Raw genomic sequence first — 15,501 nt, 5'->3', positions numbered from 1 at the left:
AGTTAAAGGCAAGATAACTTTTAAAGTTAGAGAAACAGGTATAGGTAATAGATAAAAATTCTGTTCCCTGTTTCCTGTTCTCTGTTCCCTAATTCTTAATAATTTCCTAAATCTTACGAAACAATGAGATTTATAGAATTTGGCAGATGACGGATTTAAATTACAAATTCTAGAATTAAGGAAGGACTATTTAGATTTAGCGATCGCATTATTTAAGCGTATCGAGCTATTGATGAAATCTCTGGAAACTCTCAACTTATAAGTATCGTCCATAACCAGGCTGCTCTTCACATAAACATTATTTCAGCCCTAAGTCAGTCAAGAAGGTTTTTAATATGAATAATGAACCAAGATCTAATCGCGTATCTTCGGGTGTAGTTGCAGCCGTATCAGCCGCTGTCATCGCCGTTAGCGGTGGTGTAGCTTGGTTGACAACTACCCAGTCGCCAAACAAAGCCCCTGTAACAACCAATCCTGCCAACCCTAATCAAAGCATTCAACAGCCAACACAGCCAACAACTACCCAACCAAATGAAAAAACTGCTCAAGTTTACTGGTTAAAACCTCAAGAAAAAAATATTGCTTTAGTTCCTAAATCAGTTGAAGTAGCAGCAAATCAGCCCAACCAAGCTTTAGAAAGAGCTTTTCAAGCTTTATTAGAAGGGCCAAGCGACAGTACAGATTCAACCACCATTCCCAAAGGTACTAAACTATTGGGCTTGAATGTCAAAGGTGATGAAGTCCACGTCAATTTATCAGATAGCTTTACCAGTGGTGGCGGTAGCACCTCAATGGTGGCGCGTGTTGGACAAGTTGTTTACACAGCCTCCAGCTTGAACACCAAAGCTAAGGTTTACATTGACGTAAACGGCAAACCTTTAGATGTCTTAGGTGGTGAAGGCGTAGAGTTGCAACAACCTCTGACGCGTGAAAGCTTTGATAAAAATTATCCGCTTTAGTCAAGAGTCAAGAGTCAAGAGTCAAAGGTCAAGAGTAATTATTCTGACAAATGACCAATGACAAATGACAATTGACAAATGACCTAAAGTTTTGTATTCAGAACGCGAAAGTTACGAGCTTGCTGTTCTAACCTTGTAGCGATGCGATCGCATACCTGATTACACAATTCAAAAATCATTTCGTCTTCCACCCGATAGTAAGCGCAAGTGCCTTCACTGCGACGGCTGAGGATTCCGGCTTGCCACATTACTTTCAGGTGTTTGGAGACATTTGCCTGCGAAGTTTGTGTTGCCTCTACCAATTCTTGTACACATTTTTCTTCATCCCGTAATAAGTGTAGTAGCCGCAGACGCATCGGCTCACTTAACAGGCTGAAATATTCGGCTACTTGTTGCACCACTTCCGGCGGTACAGGCAACGCTTGTTTCATCAGGAATGATCCGTAAAAACAGACAAGGTTAACAATCACTCATTTCATATATAGATTAATACTTAATCAGGGTTAATTCGCATCAAAGGTTGACCATATTCTACAGGTTCCCCATTTTGGAGAAGAATTTCCATAACTTGCCCGGAAATTTCGGCTTCAATTTCGTTCATTAGCTTCATCGCTTCAATGATACACACCGTTTGTCCTTGACGGACGCGATCGCCAACTTCCACAAAAGGCGCTTCGCCTGGTGCGGGTGCGCGATAAAAAGTTCCTACCATTGGCGAAGCAACTTCAACTAATCTTTGATCTATCGTTGAAGGCGCATTTCCCGATATTTGTACACCAGCACCAGCCACAGCATTATCTAAAATACGCTCGGCAGACAGCGTGGGTGCTACGCCTCCGGTTGCAACTGTCGTCACTGCCGCTACACCACCAATAGCAGCTGGCGGTACAGCGTGATTGTTAAAGCTCACAGCTTTACGCACTGTTAGCTCAAAGTCATCACTTTTAAGAGTTACTTCTGCAATATCTGTTTGTGCAATAGTTACCAGTAGTTGGCGGATTTCATTAAAGTCCAAAGGCACAGCTTTTATTACCTCAACCTGTCCGTAAATTAAGAATTTTTCAGTAATACCAATTTAAAAATGATTGAGACTGATGGATTGACACAACTCAGACACAGACAGTCATTCCCAATCCAAAATCCGTCTTGAAAAGTTTGCTCAAGTCGGGAAACCCGCCCACGCAACGCCAGTTGCTCTAAGCCGGGAAACCCGTCCAACGCACTGGCTTAACTTTTCGCAAAATCTAAAATGGTATGAAGGCAGGGATTTAAACCCTATACAGGGATTTAAATCACAATTAACTCTAAATTCAAGAGAAAATTTATTCCCTGCCTAAATATTTATCTTCACGAGTATCAATCCGAATCCGTTCTCCTTGAGAAATAAACAAGGGAACCATAATAGTTGCACCAGTTTCTACTATGGCTGGTTTAGTGCCACCTGTAGCCGTATCACCCTTGACACCAGGATCAGTTTGAGTAATTTCTAGTACTACTGAATTAGGTAATTCTACTTCTAGCACTTGCTCACCCCAACGAATCACATTGACTTCCATACCTTCTTTGAGGTATTTAACGCGATCGCCAATTTGCGTTGCGCTAAGTCGTCCTTCTTCATAGGTTTCCATATCCATAAAGACAAACTCATCGCCTTCTTTATAGGTATGCTGCATTGTGCTTTTTTCCAGAGTCGCTTGCGGCACAGTTTCCCCAGCCCGGAAAGTCCTTTCTAGAACCTTACCGCTTTGGACGTTTTTCAGGGTTGTTCTGACAAACGCCGAACCTTTACCGGGTTTAACGTGGAGAAAATCTACCACCCGCCATACAGACCCGTCTAATACAATTGATACACCGGGTCGAAAGTCGTTACTAGAAATCATGAAGCTTTCAAATGTTGGAAGACAATCGGCATTTATTGTACCCTTCAAGCGGATTAATTGGTTAATTAAGTAGAAGGCAGGAGGCAGGAGGTGAGGTAGCCCCCGTCTTGGCGGTTCCTGTCGTTAGCGCAAGCGGTAGCGAGGAACGAGCGTCTGGGGGACTGCCGAACCCGAAGGGCAGGAGGCAGAAGGTAAAAACCAGCTTGTAGCAAGGTTTAACAGGTTAACCCTCTACTTAGTTAATGGTTATTTGGAAGAATTCGCAGGCACAACGGCTCAATTTCATACTTCACACTTCACACTTCACACTTTCTCCGCACTCCTACTGTGGGAAGATTATTGTTGGGTTCCGCCCAGTCAACAATATTCATGCTGCATTTGAGCCATACTCATGTTTAAGTTAATAAAATCCTGGCTAAAGTCCAGCCTAGTAACAATACTGTTGGTAATTATATTTTTAGGCATCAATACAGCTGGCTGGACTCCCTCCAGTAATGCCGCCTTGCCCTCTGGCAATGCAATTACCGACGGCAAAGCTTTGTTGCGTTATGCACTCCCAATTAAAAATGAACCAGTACGGCAACTACAAGCCAGTCTAGAAGACATATCAACCCAGTTGCGGGCTAATCGACGCTGGGGTGCTATTTCCAAAGACCTCAGCAAAGCATCCCGCGTTCTCGATAAGCCTTCACAAATCTTAGCAAGCGTCCCCGAAGAACGCCAACCCCAAGCCCAAGCATGGGTTGAGGAGTTAAAATCTGGTGTAGCTAAACTGCAAGAATTGACACAATCTAAAGATAAAGAACAAATTCTGCAAGAGAGAAATAAACTGCTAAATTTAGTTTCTTTGCTAGAAGAGTCAATGGTCAAAGGATTTCCCTTTGAAGTACCTGCTGATTACAGTAATTTGCCACAACTCAAAGGTCGTGCCACTTTAGAATTTAAAACTAATAAAGGCAACTTAACAGTTGTTGTTGATGGTTACAGCGCACCAGTGACTGCTGGTAATTTTGTCGATTTGGTACAAAGGGGTTTTTATAACGGGCTAGAATTTACTCGTTCAGAAGAATCCTACGTCTTGCAAACTGGCGACCCCCCAGGCAAAGAACAAGGCTTTATTGACCCAAAAACAGGCAAATACAGGGCAATTCCTTTAGAGATTCTAGCGGAAGGGGATAAAGCACCAACCTACGGCATTACCTTAGAAGACGCTGGTCGTTATCTAGATATGCCAGTTTTACCTTTTTCGTCCTTTGGTGCATTAGCAATGGCTCGTCCTGAAAGCCAAGTTAATGGCGCTTCCTCGCAAGTGTTCTTCTTCTTATTTGAACCAGAACTCACTCCCGCCGGACGTAACTTGCTAGATGGACGTTACTCTGTATTTGGTTATGTCACAGAAGGCAAAGATGTTTTAGATACACTCAAAGCTGGTGACAAAATTGAATCGGCAACTGTAACTCAGGGCATAGAAAATTTAGTGCAGCCTCAAGCAGCTTAAATTGAAGATGAAGTATGAAATTTTACACTTCATACTTCATACTTCAAATTTTTCCAGCAGCAAATACTTGATGAGGCGCGATCGCTAATTCTGGAAAAGTCCACGATACAATCTTCTGGTCAGCAGTAAATACCGTTTCTTCGTAAAATCCTTCTTCCAGCAATAAAACAGTAATTTTTAATTCTAGCGGGTCTACAACCCAATATTCTGGCACTCCAACCGCGGCATATTCAGAACGCTTGTGGCGATAGTCCCGCTTGATGGAATCTGGGCTAACCACCTCTACAATCAGTAATGGTGCTGAATCAAACACAGCTGAAGCCTTAAGTAAGTCTCGTGCTTGTTCCTGTGTCACTACACACAAATCAGTTAACCTAGACTTATTTCTTCCTGTTCTCGTCCCAGTTTCCCGAAAAGTTAACCAAGCTAAACTTAAACGCTGAATTTCTGAGATGAATGTGGTATCTAAAAAAGCCACAATTAAGAAATGTTCAATCGTTGGGGGATTCATTAATTCCAGTGTGCCATCCACTAACTCGTAGTGAAAACCACTGCCATCATCATAAGTTAAATACTCTTCAAATGTGAGTTTTGTTATTGGTATAGTGACCATATCAACATCCCCCTAGACGATACCATCATAGTAACTGAAGTGTGAAGTCTGAAGTGTCATCTTCCTTCCTCCTGACTATTGACTAATGACAACAATTAAAGATATTGGCGAACAAGGCCTGTTAGCAAAATTACAAAGCTTTTGTCCCGCAGAGATTATTGGGGATGATGCAGCAGTGTTAGTAACTGCGCCAGGAAAATCTTTAGTAGTAACAACAGATGTCTTAGTTGACGGCGTACATTTTAGTGATGCTACTACTTCTCCGGAAGATGCAGGTTGGCGAGCCGCAGCCGCTAATTTATCCGATTTAGCCGCAATGGGGGCTTGTCCTTTAGGAATCACAGTTGGATTAGGTCTTCCTGGTGACTTAAAAGTAAGTTGGGTGGAGCGACTTTACCAAGGAATGACAGAATGCCTGCAAAAATACAATACCCCAATTGTTGGCGGTGATGTAGTGCGATCGCCAACCACAACTATTTCCATTACAGCCTTTGGCCAAGTCGATCCCCAGCGAATTATCCGCCGTGCTGCTGCTAAAGTAGGAGATGCGATCGTGGTCACAGGTGTTCATGGAGCCTCCCACGCTGGCTTACAATTGCTCCTGCATCCCCAATTAGGGCAGAACCTCACTACCGAACAAAAAAACACTTTTATCAAAGCCCATCAACGCCCTCAGCCACGATTAGATGTCTTACCCATTCTTTGGGATATTGTAAATCACACCCCCTCTACTGTCGCAGGTATGGATAGTAGCGATGGTTTAGCAGATGCTGTTTTACAAATTTGCCGCGTTAGTGGTGTTGGTGCTGTATTAGAAAGCCATCAAATTCCCTTCCCTACAACTTTGGAACATTGGCTTAAACCAGAACAAGCAATAGAATATGCTCTTTATGGTGGCGAAGATTTTGAATTAGTGCTGTGTTTACCACAAGAACAAGCAAAAACTCTAGTTAAACAACTCAGTCAAGGCGCAGCAATTATCGGCAACATCACATCTGGTTCAAAAGTGCTATTACATGACGAACAACAAAAAATCCCTGACCAAGTTCTCAGCCTTAGCCAGGGATTTCAACATTTTGGTCAATAGTCTAGAGTCAATAGTCCATAGTAATTACTATTGATCATTAACAAAAGAATATTGACTATTGAAAAATTATTGCCACTTCTCAGCTACTAGTTCAGCCAAATCAAGAACACGTTGGCTGTAGCCCCACTCGTTGTCATACCATGCCATAACTTTTACCAAGTCACTGCCCATTACCAAAGTTAGGCTGGCATCAATAATCGAAGAAGCATCAGTACCTTGGTAATCAGATGATACCAACTGAAGTTCACTGTAATCTAGTATACCCTTTAGTGAACCCTCTGAGGCATCTTTGAGAGCTTGGTTCACTTCTTCCGTAATAGTACGCTTCTCAACCTGAACAACGAAATCTACCATTGAGACGTTCGGGGTTGGTACACGCAAGGCAACGCCATTCAGCTTACCTTTGAGTTCTGGAATTACTAACGCCACTGCTTTTGCTGCACCTGTCGAGGTGGGGACAATATTGATGGCTGCTGCTCTTGCCCGACGCACATCACGGTGAGAAGCGTCTAACAAACGCTGGTCTCCAGTGTAACTGTGGGTTGTGGTCATTGTGCCTTTGATGATGCCGAATTTGTCATTTAGCACCTTGGCAATGGGAGCCAAACAGTTGGTAGTACAGCTGGCATTACTAATAACGTGGTGTACATTGTGATCGTAATCGTGATGATTCACACCAATAACAAAAGTACCATCTTCATTTTTCCCAGGGGCGGTAATTAGAACCTTTTTGGCTCCAGCATTTACGTGCTTTAACGCTCCCTCTTTGCTAGTAAATACCCCAGTTGCTTCGATAATTAGGTCAATTTCCCATTCTCTCCAGGGCAAGTTTTCTGGATTGCGATCAGATACGCATTTAATGGTTTTACCGTTAACGATGATAGAGTTATCATCGGCGGTAATGTCAACATCCTTTAACTTCCCAAGCATCGAGTCATACTTCAGGAGGTGAGCATTTGTTCTAGGATCTGATGTGTCATTGACAGCTACAAGGTCGATATTACTATTTTGCCGACCTAGCCAACAACGTGCAAAGTTACGCCCGATGCGCCCGAAACCGTTGATTGCGACTCTAATCACAGTGTCTTGCCCTCTGTATTTATGCCTATAAGTTGATATCTTTGACCCCAATCATATCGCAAAGGAGGGGAGTATTAATAACTATAAAGTGTTAGATCGAAAAAAAAATATATATTTTATTCAGATTTTTCTGAATAGAGGTTATGAGTCCTGATGTAAAATCTAACCGGCTCAGGGACTAAAGACTTAATAGATTTACTTTCGCAACAAAGTTTGCGAATATGACTTGACGAAAATCCTACTAAGGGTATATTCAAGAATTGCCAGTGAATGGTATGCGACCTCTGTCTTAGTTGTTGCTCTACTTGTTGGCAGATTATATCGCTGTGAACTGTATCACTATCTAATTGTCGGGGCGCAATCAACCAATCACACATTTGTGCTAGTTCGTTTCCACGGTACCAACGGGGTAAGGTTTGGAAAGTATCCAAACCTACAATCCAGTACCAGCGAGTATTTGAATAAATAGCAGATAAGTCAATGAAAGTGTTGATGGCATAAGAAGTTCCAGAGCGACTGGTCTCAACTAATGAGACAGTAAAAGCTGGGTTTTCTTGTGTTGCTAGTTGTAGCATCTTTACCCGATGCTCAAATGGTGCTGCTTGTTTATGTGGAGGATTAAGTGATGGTACCCAAATTATTTGATCTAGGGATAGTTGATGCAAAGCCGTTTCGGCTATAAGCAAGTGTCCCCAATGAATCGGATCAAATGTGCCACCAAAAATTGCCAGTTGCTGCATTCAATCATGCCTAGGCTTATACTTTTGAAACACAATTTCACTATCAATGTATTATTGTACTCAATTCATGCCTTAGCTTGATGAAATTTAAAAGTGATTTGGTTACGAATGTATTATCGTAACTCTTACCAGTCAGGAATCTAAAAATATGTATTTGTCATTACATGAATTTCTTTCCCGATGCAGTGGAAATTTGCAGAATAATCTTAAAAACAGTTCAGAAATAGCAAAAACCTCCTACAAAGGTAAAATCATTCTCAATCCGCATAACGAAAGCGGAAAAGCTCTCAGACAACTAGCCTAAAAAAGCTGTAGAAAAATTTACGGTAAAAAACAAATTCCTGTTATGATACGCGTGTCATTTGTGAATATGGTGTGGTGTAGAGGAGTAATCAATGAGTAATGCTGTGGATTTTGGCGGTAGACCATTCCATTTCATTGGAATTGGTGGCATAGGTATGTCTGCTCTGGCTTATGTATTGGCAAAGCGTCAATTGCCAGTATCAGGTTCAGATGTTCGGCCAAATCATATTACGCGCAAGTTGGAATCTATCGGTACACATATTTTTGGTAAGCAAGAAGCAAGTAATCTTGAATTCTTTCGTCCCAAGGTAATGACGAATGAAGCAGCATTAAGTTCACAAGAATTATTAGCTGTTCCTGTGTCCTTACTACCTCAAGTAATTTGTTCAACTGCAATTAACACTAACAATTTAGAATATAAAGCTGCTTTAGAATTAGGTTGTCCGATATTGCATCGCTCAGATGTACTAGCTGCTTTGATTGCTGATTATAAAAGCATCGCTGTAGCAGGTACTCATGGCAAAACTACAACAAGTAGTATGATTGGTTATATGCTTCTGCAAGCTGGTTTAGACCCCACAATTTTGGTAGGTGGTGAAGTCAATGCTTGGGAAGGTAATGCTCGTTTAGGAGAAAGCCAATATTTAGTAGCAGAAGCAGATGAATCTGATGGTTCTTTGGTGAAACATGCACCGGAGATCGGCATTATCACTAATATTGAACTAGATCACCCTGACCACTACGACACATTAGAAGAAGTAATTGATACTTTCCAAACATTTGCGCGGGGTTGTAAGACCTTAATTGGCAGTATAGATTGTGAGACAGTACGCGATCGCCTGCAACCCACAATCAGCTACAGCCTACATCAAGATACTAATGCTGACTATAGCGTTACTAATATTGACTATCGTCATGATGGCACCACAGCACTGGTTTGGGAACGCGGTAAAGCTTTAGGTGTGTTAAAGTTGCGCTTACTGGGTCGTCATAACCTTAGCAATGCTCTAGCCGCAGTTGCAGTCGGTCGAGTTTTAAATTTAGAATTTGGTGAAATCGCCAAAGCTATTGCCACTTTTGAAGGTGCAAGACGACGCTTTGAGTTTCGTGGAGAAGTTGATGGCATTACATTTATTGATGACTATGCCCATCATCCTAGTGAATTGCGTGCTACTCTGGCGGCTGCACGTCTTCAGGCTAGACCAGGACAAAGAGTGGTGGCTATCTTCCAACCCCATCGCTATAGTCGCACACTGACGTTTTTAGAAGAATTTTCTGAGTCGTTTGCCCATGCTGATTTAGTTGTATTAACTGATATTTACAGTGCAGGCGAACCTAACTTAGGGCAAATCAGTGGTGAGCAGTTAGCAGCAGAAGTGGGTAAATTCCATCCACAAGTGGTGTATCAATCAACGTTACCCCAAGTGCGCGAATTCTTGCTGAAAACGCTCCGTCCTGGAGACTTGGCACTGTTCCTGGGTGCAGGAAACCTCAATCAAGTAATTCCGGAATTAATTACTACTCTTTGCGAGACTGCTACAGCCACATCTTAAGACCGTTGAGTAACGGCGCTATCAATTCATAATTATTGCTGTATTTTTGCGGCAGAAAAATGTAAAAATTTCACAAAATTGATGTCAAAATGAAAATCTCCCAGGCAGCTGGAAACATCTGCACAGTTTCTGCTACACCTACACAGAAACCAGAAACAGATAAATCATCAGATAGCAAAATAATTTACTTACCAGGTACAGATTGTATTATCAAGCCACAAGCTTCGTTGTCTGCATTTACATCCTATAGAGTCGGGGGAGCGGCGGAATGGTATGTTGCCCCCCGTAACTTAGAAGCATTGCAAGCAAGCTTGAATTACGCAAAAGAACATAATTTAAGAGTAACAACTTTAGGTGCAGGTTCTAACCTGCTAGTAAGCGATCGCGGTTTACCAGGTTTAGTAATTGCCACACGCCATCTTCGTCACAGTCACTTTGACCCAGAAACAGGTTTAGTAACAGTCGCTGCGGGAGAATCAATCCCTAGCCTAGCATGGGAAGCAGCACAACTGGGCTGGCAAGGTTTAGAGTGGGCTGTGGGGATTCCCGGAACCGTGGGTGGTGCCGTAGTGATGAATGCAGGCGCACATAATAGCTGCATCGCAGATATCTTGGTGAGTGCTGAAGTCTTTTCACCTGATGGCAAACTAGAAACTCTGACACCAGAGCAATTAGGTTATACCTACAGAACTTCATTACTCCAGGGAAGCGATCGCATTGTTACCCAAGCAACTTTCCAATTGCAACCAGGCGCTGATCCAGCCAAAATTTTAGCATTAACTAAACAACACAAACAGCATCGGCTTTCTACCCAACCTTATAATTTTCCCAGTTGTGGTAGCGTATTCCGCAATCCCAAACCTTATACCGCTGGCTGGTTAATTGAACAAACAGGTCTCAAAGGCTATCAAATCGGTGGCGCACAAGTAGCACAACTTCATGCTAATTTTATTGTGAATCGTGGGGGAGCCAAAGCTAGTGATATTTTCTGCTTAATTCGCCACATTCAAGAACAAGTGCAAGAACGCTGGTCGATTTTGTTAGAGCCAGAAGTCAAAATGATCGGTGAGTTTCAGGCAGCTTGTGGATAGTACACAAAAGTATGAAGTCTGAAGGTTAAAATATGAAGTTTTATTCTTTAGTCTTCGTACTTTATTCTTAAGCAGATCCCCGGCCTATTAATTATTAGTAACAAAAGTGGCAAATTACCACCCGCATCTATAATTGAATTTGATTTGTTATTGAAAGCACACGCGGACAATCAATTATGACAGGTAAAGGACAAGGATTCGGCTTTGGCTTAGGAAAAATGAAAGAACTAGCCGAAGCCTTTAAAAAAGCGCAGCAAGTTCAAGAAGGCGCAAAGCGACTCCAAGAAGAATTGGAGCAAATGGAAATTCAAGGAGAAGCTGGCGGTGGTCTGGTCAAGGTGATTGTCAGCGGAAACCAAGAACCGAAGCGAGTCGAAATTTCTCCCGATGCTTTAGCACAAGGATCAGAACTACTTTCTGATCTCATAACAGTGGCAATGAAAGATGCGTATAACAAGTCCACAGCAACAATGCGGGAACGTATGGAAGAATTAACCAGTGGACTCGAACTGCCTGGATTTTAATTAGTAGTCATTGGTCAATAGTCATTAGTCATTGGTTTGTACAAATGGCAAATGACTAATGACAAGTGACAAAGGACAAAAAATATCTATGCCCTACAAGCTATTGTTTGTCTGTCTGGGGAACATTTGTCGTTCGCCATCGGCGGAAAACATCATGAATCATCTGATTGATCAGGCTGGATTAAGTAGCAGCATCTGCTGTGATTCTGCTGGGACATCTAGCTACCACATTGGTAGTCAGCCTGACCGTCGGATGAGTGCGGCGGCGGCTAAATTGGGAATTCAACTGCGTGGTCGAGCCAGACAGTTTGCCAAGTCAGATTTTCAAGAGTTTGATTTAATTTTGGCAATGGATAAAGATAATTATGAGGATATTCTCACCCTTGACCCAACTGGCAAATATCACGACAAAGTACGCTTAATGTGTGATTTTTGTACTCGACATAGCCTGAAAGAAGTTCCTGATCCTTACTACGGCGGCGTAGAGGGATTTAATCAAGTTATTGATTTACTGGTTGATGCTTGTGAAGGGCTACTTCAGGAGATTAATAATCAGCAATTAAAAGCTTAATTGATATAGCGCCAGCAGCTATTCTACTAAACCATGTTTGATGGCAAACCGCACCAGTTCAGCCCGGTTACTGGTAGCGGTTTTTCTTAATAAACTACTAACGTACTTTTCTACTGTTCTCGAACTCAGGTGTAACTGTTGACCCATTTCGACATTAGACAAGCCATGAGTCAGTAGTTCGAGAACTTCTTGTTCTCTAGAAGTCAGAGATGAGAAAAACTCAGGTTTTTCTAGATGGGTAAATACAGAGTTATGAGCTTCTAGTGCTGTTGCTGGGGTTGAAGTAGTGACATTTTCTTTATGGGAAACCCGGTACTCTGATTGAATAATTTGCGATCGCTCCAACAAATTGCGAATCGCCGCAGCTAACTCCTCCAACTCAAACGGTTTTGGTAAATATAAATCACACCCCGACTGATAACCTAGAATTCTCTCTTGGGTTTTGGTACGTGCTGTTAATAAAATTACAGGCAATAAGCGGAATCCTGGTTGTTGGCGCACCCGACGTACCAATTCATAGCCATTCATCCTTGGCATGACAATATCAGTGACAATTAAATCAGGATGGTATTCTTCTACCATTGCCAAAGCCTCTTGACCGTCATTAGCTGTGATCACTGAGTAGCCAGACAGTTCAAGATAATCACTAATAGACAGACGAGTGCCCAGGTCGTCATCCACCACAAGGATCGTCAAGGGCATGGACAGTACACCCCTAGCATGTTTGTTACTTAGAAATTTGCGTCTACGAACTGTTTCAGTGAACACAGGCAATAATAGTGTTCTTATGTTTCATACTATGACAGGATTACTAGTTAATGACTGTCCGATAGGGAATTTCTAAAGAAAATATTAAATCATTAGAAGTTGCTCAAGCAGTTTAACGTAGGTTTAATAGCCAGTGCTTGTCAGGCATAGAGACTTTTGTAATTCTTAACAACACGCAACTAATATAAAGTATTCACTCACCATAATGTAAAGAATATCGACTTTATTAATCATAATGCCGCAAGTAGTCGGCAAATAACATTTTAATTGATGGTTATAAAAAGCTAGATTAATAGGATAACACTGATATTCAGCAAATAATTAATTTATAGTAGTTTAATACGCCTCTATAAATTCACAAGGTAGTCTAAACGATTTTGGCAACACATTTAAAGTTATAAAAATATCAATGAGTGAAAAAAGCGACAGTTACAAAGTTATTAGCGACAATCGTCAAGCCCGTTATTTGTATGAAATCTTGGAAACCTATGAAGCTGGCGTTCAGTTGACCGGAACAGAGGTTAAGTCTATTCGTGCCGGCAAGGTAAATCTACAAGATGGTTATGGTTTGATTCGTGATGGGGAACTATGGCTACTCAATGTGCATATTTCTCCATACAATGCTAGTGGGCAATATTTCAATCATGAACCAAGACGCACGCGTAAGCTACTACTGCATCGTCAAGAAATTCGTAAGTTAATTGGCAAAGTCGAACAACAAGGTTTGACACTAGTACCTTTAAAAATGTACCTCAAGCGAGGTTGGGTAAAAGTTAGTCTTGCCCTTGGTAAAGGTAAAAAAACCCATGACAAGCGAGAAGACATCAAACGCCGTCAAGATCAACGCGATATTCAAAGAGCAATGAAAAATTATTAAATTGTCAATAGTCATTAGTCAAGACGTAGAAGTAGGAAATTTCATACTTCATACTTCAGCGTGAGTTGATAAACAACCTAGTTTATAGCTACAGATTGATTCTGGTTGCGTTAGGACTCGATACATTGGTGAGTAACTTTGGAACCAATGAGGAACTTCACCATGAAAAGCAACCTTACTAAAGCTGTTAGCGCTGGAGTACTAACATTAGGGATGGCAATTATGCCTTTAACATTGCCTGCACAAGCCCAGGACAATACTACTACTACCACTGGTGATACACCACGGACAACTACTTACGATCGCAATGATTTTGATTGGGGTTGGTTAGGATTACTCGGTCTGCTAGGTTTAGCTGGTTTAGCGGGTAGAAAACATAACGATGAACCTAGCCGTTATCGTGACCCTAACGCTCCTGGTGCTACTAGTTACAGGGACTAGTGCAACAAGACAGAACTCAAAAATTCAGCATAAGACATGGGCAAGTTTCAAATTCAACTTGCCCAATTTATTTACTCTTAACTAGTAGCTGAATCTAGGTTAGAGGAATTAATCGGTTGGCTATTGTTTTGATTTAGCGGCACCCAGTAGCTGGCAATTATAGCAACCATTAACCACCAAAGGGTATTGACTTCAGGCCGGAACCAAATTGTATCCACTGTACCGTGAGCTAACATTCCCAGCAAAGTAGCACAAGCACCGATTAACCAAAATCCTTGAATATTTCTCGATTCTCGCAATCTTCGCAGTTGTAACAATGCTGTATTAAAAGTGACTAAGATTAGCCACAGAAAACAAGCTAAACCAATAAAGCCAGTTTCAACAGCCACCTCTAGCAGAATTGAATAGGCGCTTAAAGCACTATAACGAGGATGTTGATAAAGTGGGTAGATTTTATTAAAAGCATTATGACCGGGGCCAATGCCAATAATCGGGCGATCGCGAATCATTTCAAAGACAGCATCCCAAACATTACGGCGATAATTATTACTGCTATCTTGGCGATCAGCAAAAATGCTAAAAACTCGCAGTCGGACTGGCTCCACAAATATGACTGCTAGGAGCAATAATCCCAGGGTACCTCCCAAAATTATCGGCAGTGACCAAGTACGCCAAAAACGCGGGAGTTCTAGACTCCGCCAATAAACTAATAATGCGATCGCAGTTAAAATTGCCACTACTAGCCCTATCCACCCGCCACGGCTAAAAGTCAAAATTAAGCAGGCACTATTCACAACTAGCATAGTCAATGCCAAAGCTTTTTTAATCCAACCTTGCCAAGCGAAAATAGCTACTAAACTCAAAACAACAGCTGGCATTAAATATCCAGCTAACAAGTTAGGATTACCCAAATAACTATAAACTCTGGTTGTTTTAGACAAAGGTGATTCCGGGTCTACCCATGTAGCCAATTGGGCAGCGCCAAAGAACCATTGCCGTAATCCATATACACTAACAATTAGCGATATATGTAGATATAAGGTAATAATCAAAGACCGGAGTCGCGGCGACCTGAGTACCCTAGCACAAAGGGCAAACAGCAACAAATATAGTGTTAATGTCACCAAGTCGTTCAAAGCGGCCTTTTTTACTGGTGATAACGCTGTAGCTACTACAGCAATTCCCCAATAAAGCAATACCAATAAATGAATAGGCGTAACTAACGGAACAGTTGCTGGTACTGGCTCATCAGATAAAGTCAACAACAGCCAGAATCCTACACATGCTGTCAGCAGTAACCCGATCAATGTACTTGAAACAAAAGGTGCAAGAGCATAAACTAAGCTGATTAAAGCAGCTGCAATTATGTCTCCCGACTGCATCAGAATGCTGCTTTGCCGCCACGAATTGAACAAACCAACCGCAAAACGGCGTAAGTAGCTAGTAGCGAGGTATTCTTTGAGTGGTAAATCAGATAAAGTAAATCGTTGCCAGGCTAAATTCATAAAACACACTG

At 41.8% G+C, this 15,501-nt stretch carries 18 protein-coding genes; 10 read left to right on the top strand and 8 right to left on the bottom strand.

The genetic code is table 11. From position 1 onward, the window contains the following. The first annotated feature begins 139 nt into the window (after nt 1-139). A complete protein-coding gene (locus NCWK1_RS30480) occupies nt 140-262 on the top strand; it encodes a hypothetical protein (RefSeq protein WP_281259175.1) in 123 nt (40 codons plus the stop codon). 73 nt (nt 263-335) lie between these two features. Then, nucleotides 336-959 (top strand): GerMN domain-containing protein, encoded by a 624-nt coding sequence (locus tag NCWK1_RS27175; RefSeq protein ID WP_096574867.1) that lies wholly within the window; start codon nt 336-338, stop codon nt 957-959. 83 nt (nt 960-1,042) lie between these two features. On the opposite strand, the gene NCWK1_RS27170 is transcribed toward NCWK1_RS27175, so the two are convergent. The 3 genes from NCWK1_RS27170 to efp form a co-directional block, all read right to left on the bottom strand. Continuing rightward, the gene (locus tag NCWK1_RS27170) at nt 1,043-1,390 is read right to left on the bottom strand and encodes an ArsR/SmtB family transcription factor (RefSeq protein WP_062289993.1); all 348 of its coding nucleotides are present in this window, start codon (nt 1,388-1,390) and stop codon (nt 1,043-1,045) included. A 62-nt stretch (nt 1,391-1,452) separates the two neighbouring features. Continuing rightward, a complete protein-coding gene (accB, locus tag NCWK1_RS27165) occupies nt 1,453-1,980 on the bottom strand; it encodes an acetyl-CoA carboxylase biotin carboxyl carrier protein (RefSeq protein ID WP_103126840.1) in 528 nt (175 codons plus the stop codon). Nucleotides 1,981-2,281: 301 nt separating this feature from the next. Beyond that, a complete protein-coding gene (gene efp / locus NCWK1_RS27160; protein WP_096574871.1) occupies nt 2,282-2,839 on the bottom strand; it encodes an elongation factor P in 558 nt (185 codons plus the stop codon). Between the two features lie 391 nt (nt 2,840-3,230). Between efp and NCWK1_RS27155 the strand changes: the two genes are divergently transcribed. Further along, on the top strand, nt 3,231-4,337 hold the full coding sequence (locus NCWK1_RS27155) for a peptidylprolyl isomerase (protein WP_096574873.1): 1,107 nt from the start codon (nt 3,231-3,233) through the stop codon (nt 4,335-4,337). 43 nt (nt 4,338-4,380) lie between these two features. On the opposite strand, the gene NCWK1_RS27150 is transcribed toward NCWK1_RS27155, so the two are convergent. Further along, complete coding sequence (locus NCWK1_RS27150) at nt 4,381-4,950, bottom strand: Uma2 family endonuclease (RefSeq protein WP_096574875.1); 570 nt, start codon at nt 4,948-4,950, stop codon at nt 4,381-4,383. An 85-nt stretch (nt 4,951-5,035) separates the two neighbouring features. Here NCWK1_RS27150 and thiL point away from each other — a divergent pair, with 85 nt between their 5' ends. Continuing rightward, nucleotides 5,036-6,037: a thiamine-phosphate kinase gene (thiL, locus tag NCWK1_RS27145; RefSeq protein ID WP_096574877.1), complete on the top strand. Its 1,002-nt coding sequence runs from the start codon at nt 5,036-5,038 to the stop codon at nt 6,035-6,037. A gap of 66 nt (nt 6,038-6,103) precedes the next feature. Here thiL and NCWK1_RS27140 read toward each other — a convergent pair whose 3' ends face one another. Together NCWK1_RS27140 and nadD are read right to left on the bottom strand one after the other, a co-directional pair. Beyond that, nucleotides 6,104-7,117, bottom strand: coding sequence for a type I glyceraldehyde-3-phosphate dehydrogenase (locus NCWK1_RS27140; RefSeq protein ID WP_096574879.1), 1,014 nt, complete (start codon nt 7,115-7,117; stop codon nt 6,104-6,106). 116 nt (nt 7,118-7,233) lie between these two features. Next, nucleotides 7,234-7,857, bottom strand: a complete 624-nt coding sequence (gene nadD / locus NCWK1_RS27135) for a nicotinate (nicotinamide) nucleotide adenylyltransferase (RefSeq protein ID WP_096574881.1) — start codon at nt 7,855-7,857, stop codon at nt 7,234-7,236. Between the two features lie 395 nt (nt 7,858-8,252). Between nadD and murC the strand changes: the two genes are divergently transcribed. The 4 genes from murC (at nt 8,253) to NCWK1_RS27115 (ending at nt 11,899) form a co-directional block, all read left to right on the top strand. Next, a complete protein-coding gene (murC, locus tag NCWK1_RS27130) occupies nt 8,253-9,713 on the top strand; it encodes a UDP-N-acetylmuramate--L-alanine ligase (protein WP_096574883.1) in 1,461 nt (486 codons plus the stop codon). An 89-nt stretch (nt 9,714-9,802) separates the two neighbouring features. Further along, nucleotides 9,803-10,804, top strand: coding sequence for a UDP-N-acetylmuramate dehydrogenase (gene murB / locus NCWK1_RS27125; protein WP_096574885.1), 1,002 nt, complete (start codon nt 9,803-9,805; stop codon nt 10,802-10,804). Nucleotides 10,805-10,980: 176 nt separating this feature from the next. After that, a complete protein-coding gene (locus NCWK1_RS27120) occupies nt 10,981-11,328 on the top strand; it encodes a YbaB/EbfC family nucleoid-associated protein (protein ID WP_015113098.1) in 348 nt (115 codons plus the stop codon). Between the two features lie 88 nt (nt 11,329-11,416). Further along, nucleotides 11,417-11,899 carry a low molecular weight protein-tyrosine-phosphatase gene (locus tag NCWK1_RS27115; protein ID WP_096584668.1) on the top strand — a complete coding sequence of 161 codons (483 nt, stop codon included), beginning with the start codon at nt 11,417-11,419 and terminating at the stop codon, nt 11,897-11,899. Nucleotides 11,900-11,917: 18 nt separating this feature from the next. On the opposite strand, the gene NCWK1_RS27110 is transcribed toward NCWK1_RS27115, so the two are convergent. Continuing rightward, nucleotides 11,918-12,601 (bottom strand): response regulator transcription factor, encoded by a 684-nt coding sequence (locus tag NCWK1_RS27110; RefSeq protein ID WP_096574887.1) that lies wholly within the window; start codon nt 12,599-12,601, stop codon nt 11,918-11,920. A 475-nt stretch (nt 12,602-13,076) separates the two neighbouring features. Here NCWK1_RS27110 and smpB point away from each other — a divergent pair, with 475 nt between their 5' ends. Further along, the gene (smpB, locus tag NCWK1_RS27105; protein ID WP_096574889.1) at nt 13,077-13,544 is read left to right on the top strand and encodes an SsrA-binding protein SmpB; all 468 of its coding nucleotides are present in this window, start codon (nt 13,077-13,079) and stop codon (nt 13,542-13,544) included. Between the two features lie 162 nt (nt 13,545-13,706). After that, nucleotides 13,707-13,985, top strand: coding sequence for a WGxxGxxG family protein (locus NCWK1_RS27100; protein WP_103126839.1), 279 nt, complete (start codon nt 13,707-13,709; stop codon nt 13,983-13,985). A gap of 77 nt (nt 13,986-14,062) precedes the next feature. Here the strand turns inward: NCWK1_RS27100 and NCWK1_RS27095 are convergent, their stop codons facing one another. After that, the gene (locus NCWK1_RS27095; RefSeq protein WP_096574893.1) at nt 14,063-15,490 is read right to left on the bottom strand and encodes an IctB family putative bicarbonate transporter; all 1,428 of its coding nucleotides are present in this window, start codon (nt 15,488-15,490) and stop codon (nt 14,063-14,065) included. Between the last annotated feature and the right edge of the window lie 11 nt (nt 15,491-15,501).

The organism is Nostoc cycadae WK-1, from assembly GCF_002897135.1.
In the GTDB taxonomy this organism is placed as follows: domain Bacteria; phylum Cyanobacteriota; class Cyanobacteriia; order Cyanobacteriales; family Nostocaceae; genus Nostoc_B.
This window is presented reverse-complemented; position numbering and strand designations above follow the sequence as displayed.

Coding starts and splice junctions, on each gene's coding strand:
- NCWK1_RS27175 (WP_096574867.1), top strand. CDS start 336: ATGAATAATGAACCAAGATCTAATCGCGTATCTTCGGGTGTAGTTGCA.
- NCWK1_RS27100 (WP_103126839.1), top strand. CDS start 13,707: ATGAAAAGCAACCTTACTAAAGCTGTTAGCGCTGGAGTACTAACATTA.
- NCWK1_RS27095 (WP_096574893.1), bottom strand. CDS start 15,490: ATGAATTTAGCCTGGCAACGATTTACTTTATCTGATTTACCACTCAAA.
- NCWK1_RS27155 (WP_096574873.1), top strand. CDS start 3,231: ATGTTTAAGTTAATAAAATCCTGGCTAAAGTCCAGCCTAGTAACAATA.
- smpB (WP_096574889.1), top strand. CDS start 13,077: ATGAGTGAAAAAAGCGACAGTTACAAAGTTATTAGCGACAATCGTCAA.
- murC (WP_096574883.1), top strand. CDS start 8,253: ATGAGTAATGCTGTGGATTTTGGCGGTAGACCATTCCATTTCATTGGA.
- NCWK1_RS27120 (WP_015113098.1), top strand. CDS start 10,981: ATGACAGGTAAAGGACAAGGATTCGGCTTTGGCTTAGGAAAAATGAAA.
- murB (WP_096574885.1), top strand. CDS start 9,803: ATGAAAATCTCCCAGGCAGCTGGAAACATCTGCACAGTTTCTGCTACA.
- NCWK1_RS27110 (WP_096574887.1), bottom strand. CDS start 12,601: ATGCCCTTGACGATCCTTGTGGTGGATGACGACCTGGGCACTCGTCTG.
- thiL (WP_096574877.1), top strand. CDS start 5,036: ATGACAACAATTAAAGATATTGGCGAACAAGGCCTGTTAGCAAAATTA.
- NCWK1_RS27150 (WP_096574875.1), bottom strand. CDS start 4,950: ATGGTCACTATACCAATAACAAAACTCACATTTGAAGAGTATTTAACT.
- efp (WP_096574871.1), bottom strand. CDS start 2,839: ATGATTTCTAGTAACGACTTTCGACCCGGTGTATCAATTGTATTAGAC.
- NCWK1_RS27170 (WP_062289993.1), bottom strand. CDS start 1,390: ATGAAACAAGCGTTGCCTGTACCGCCGGAAGTGGTGCAACAAGTAGCC.
- nadD (WP_096574881.1), bottom strand. CDS start 7,857: ATGCAGCAACTGGCAATTTTTGGTGGCACATTTGATCCGATTCATTGG.
- NCWK1_RS27115 (WP_096584668.1), top strand. CDS start 11,417: ATGCCCTACAAGCTATTGTTTGTCTGTCTGGGGAACATTTGTCGTTCG.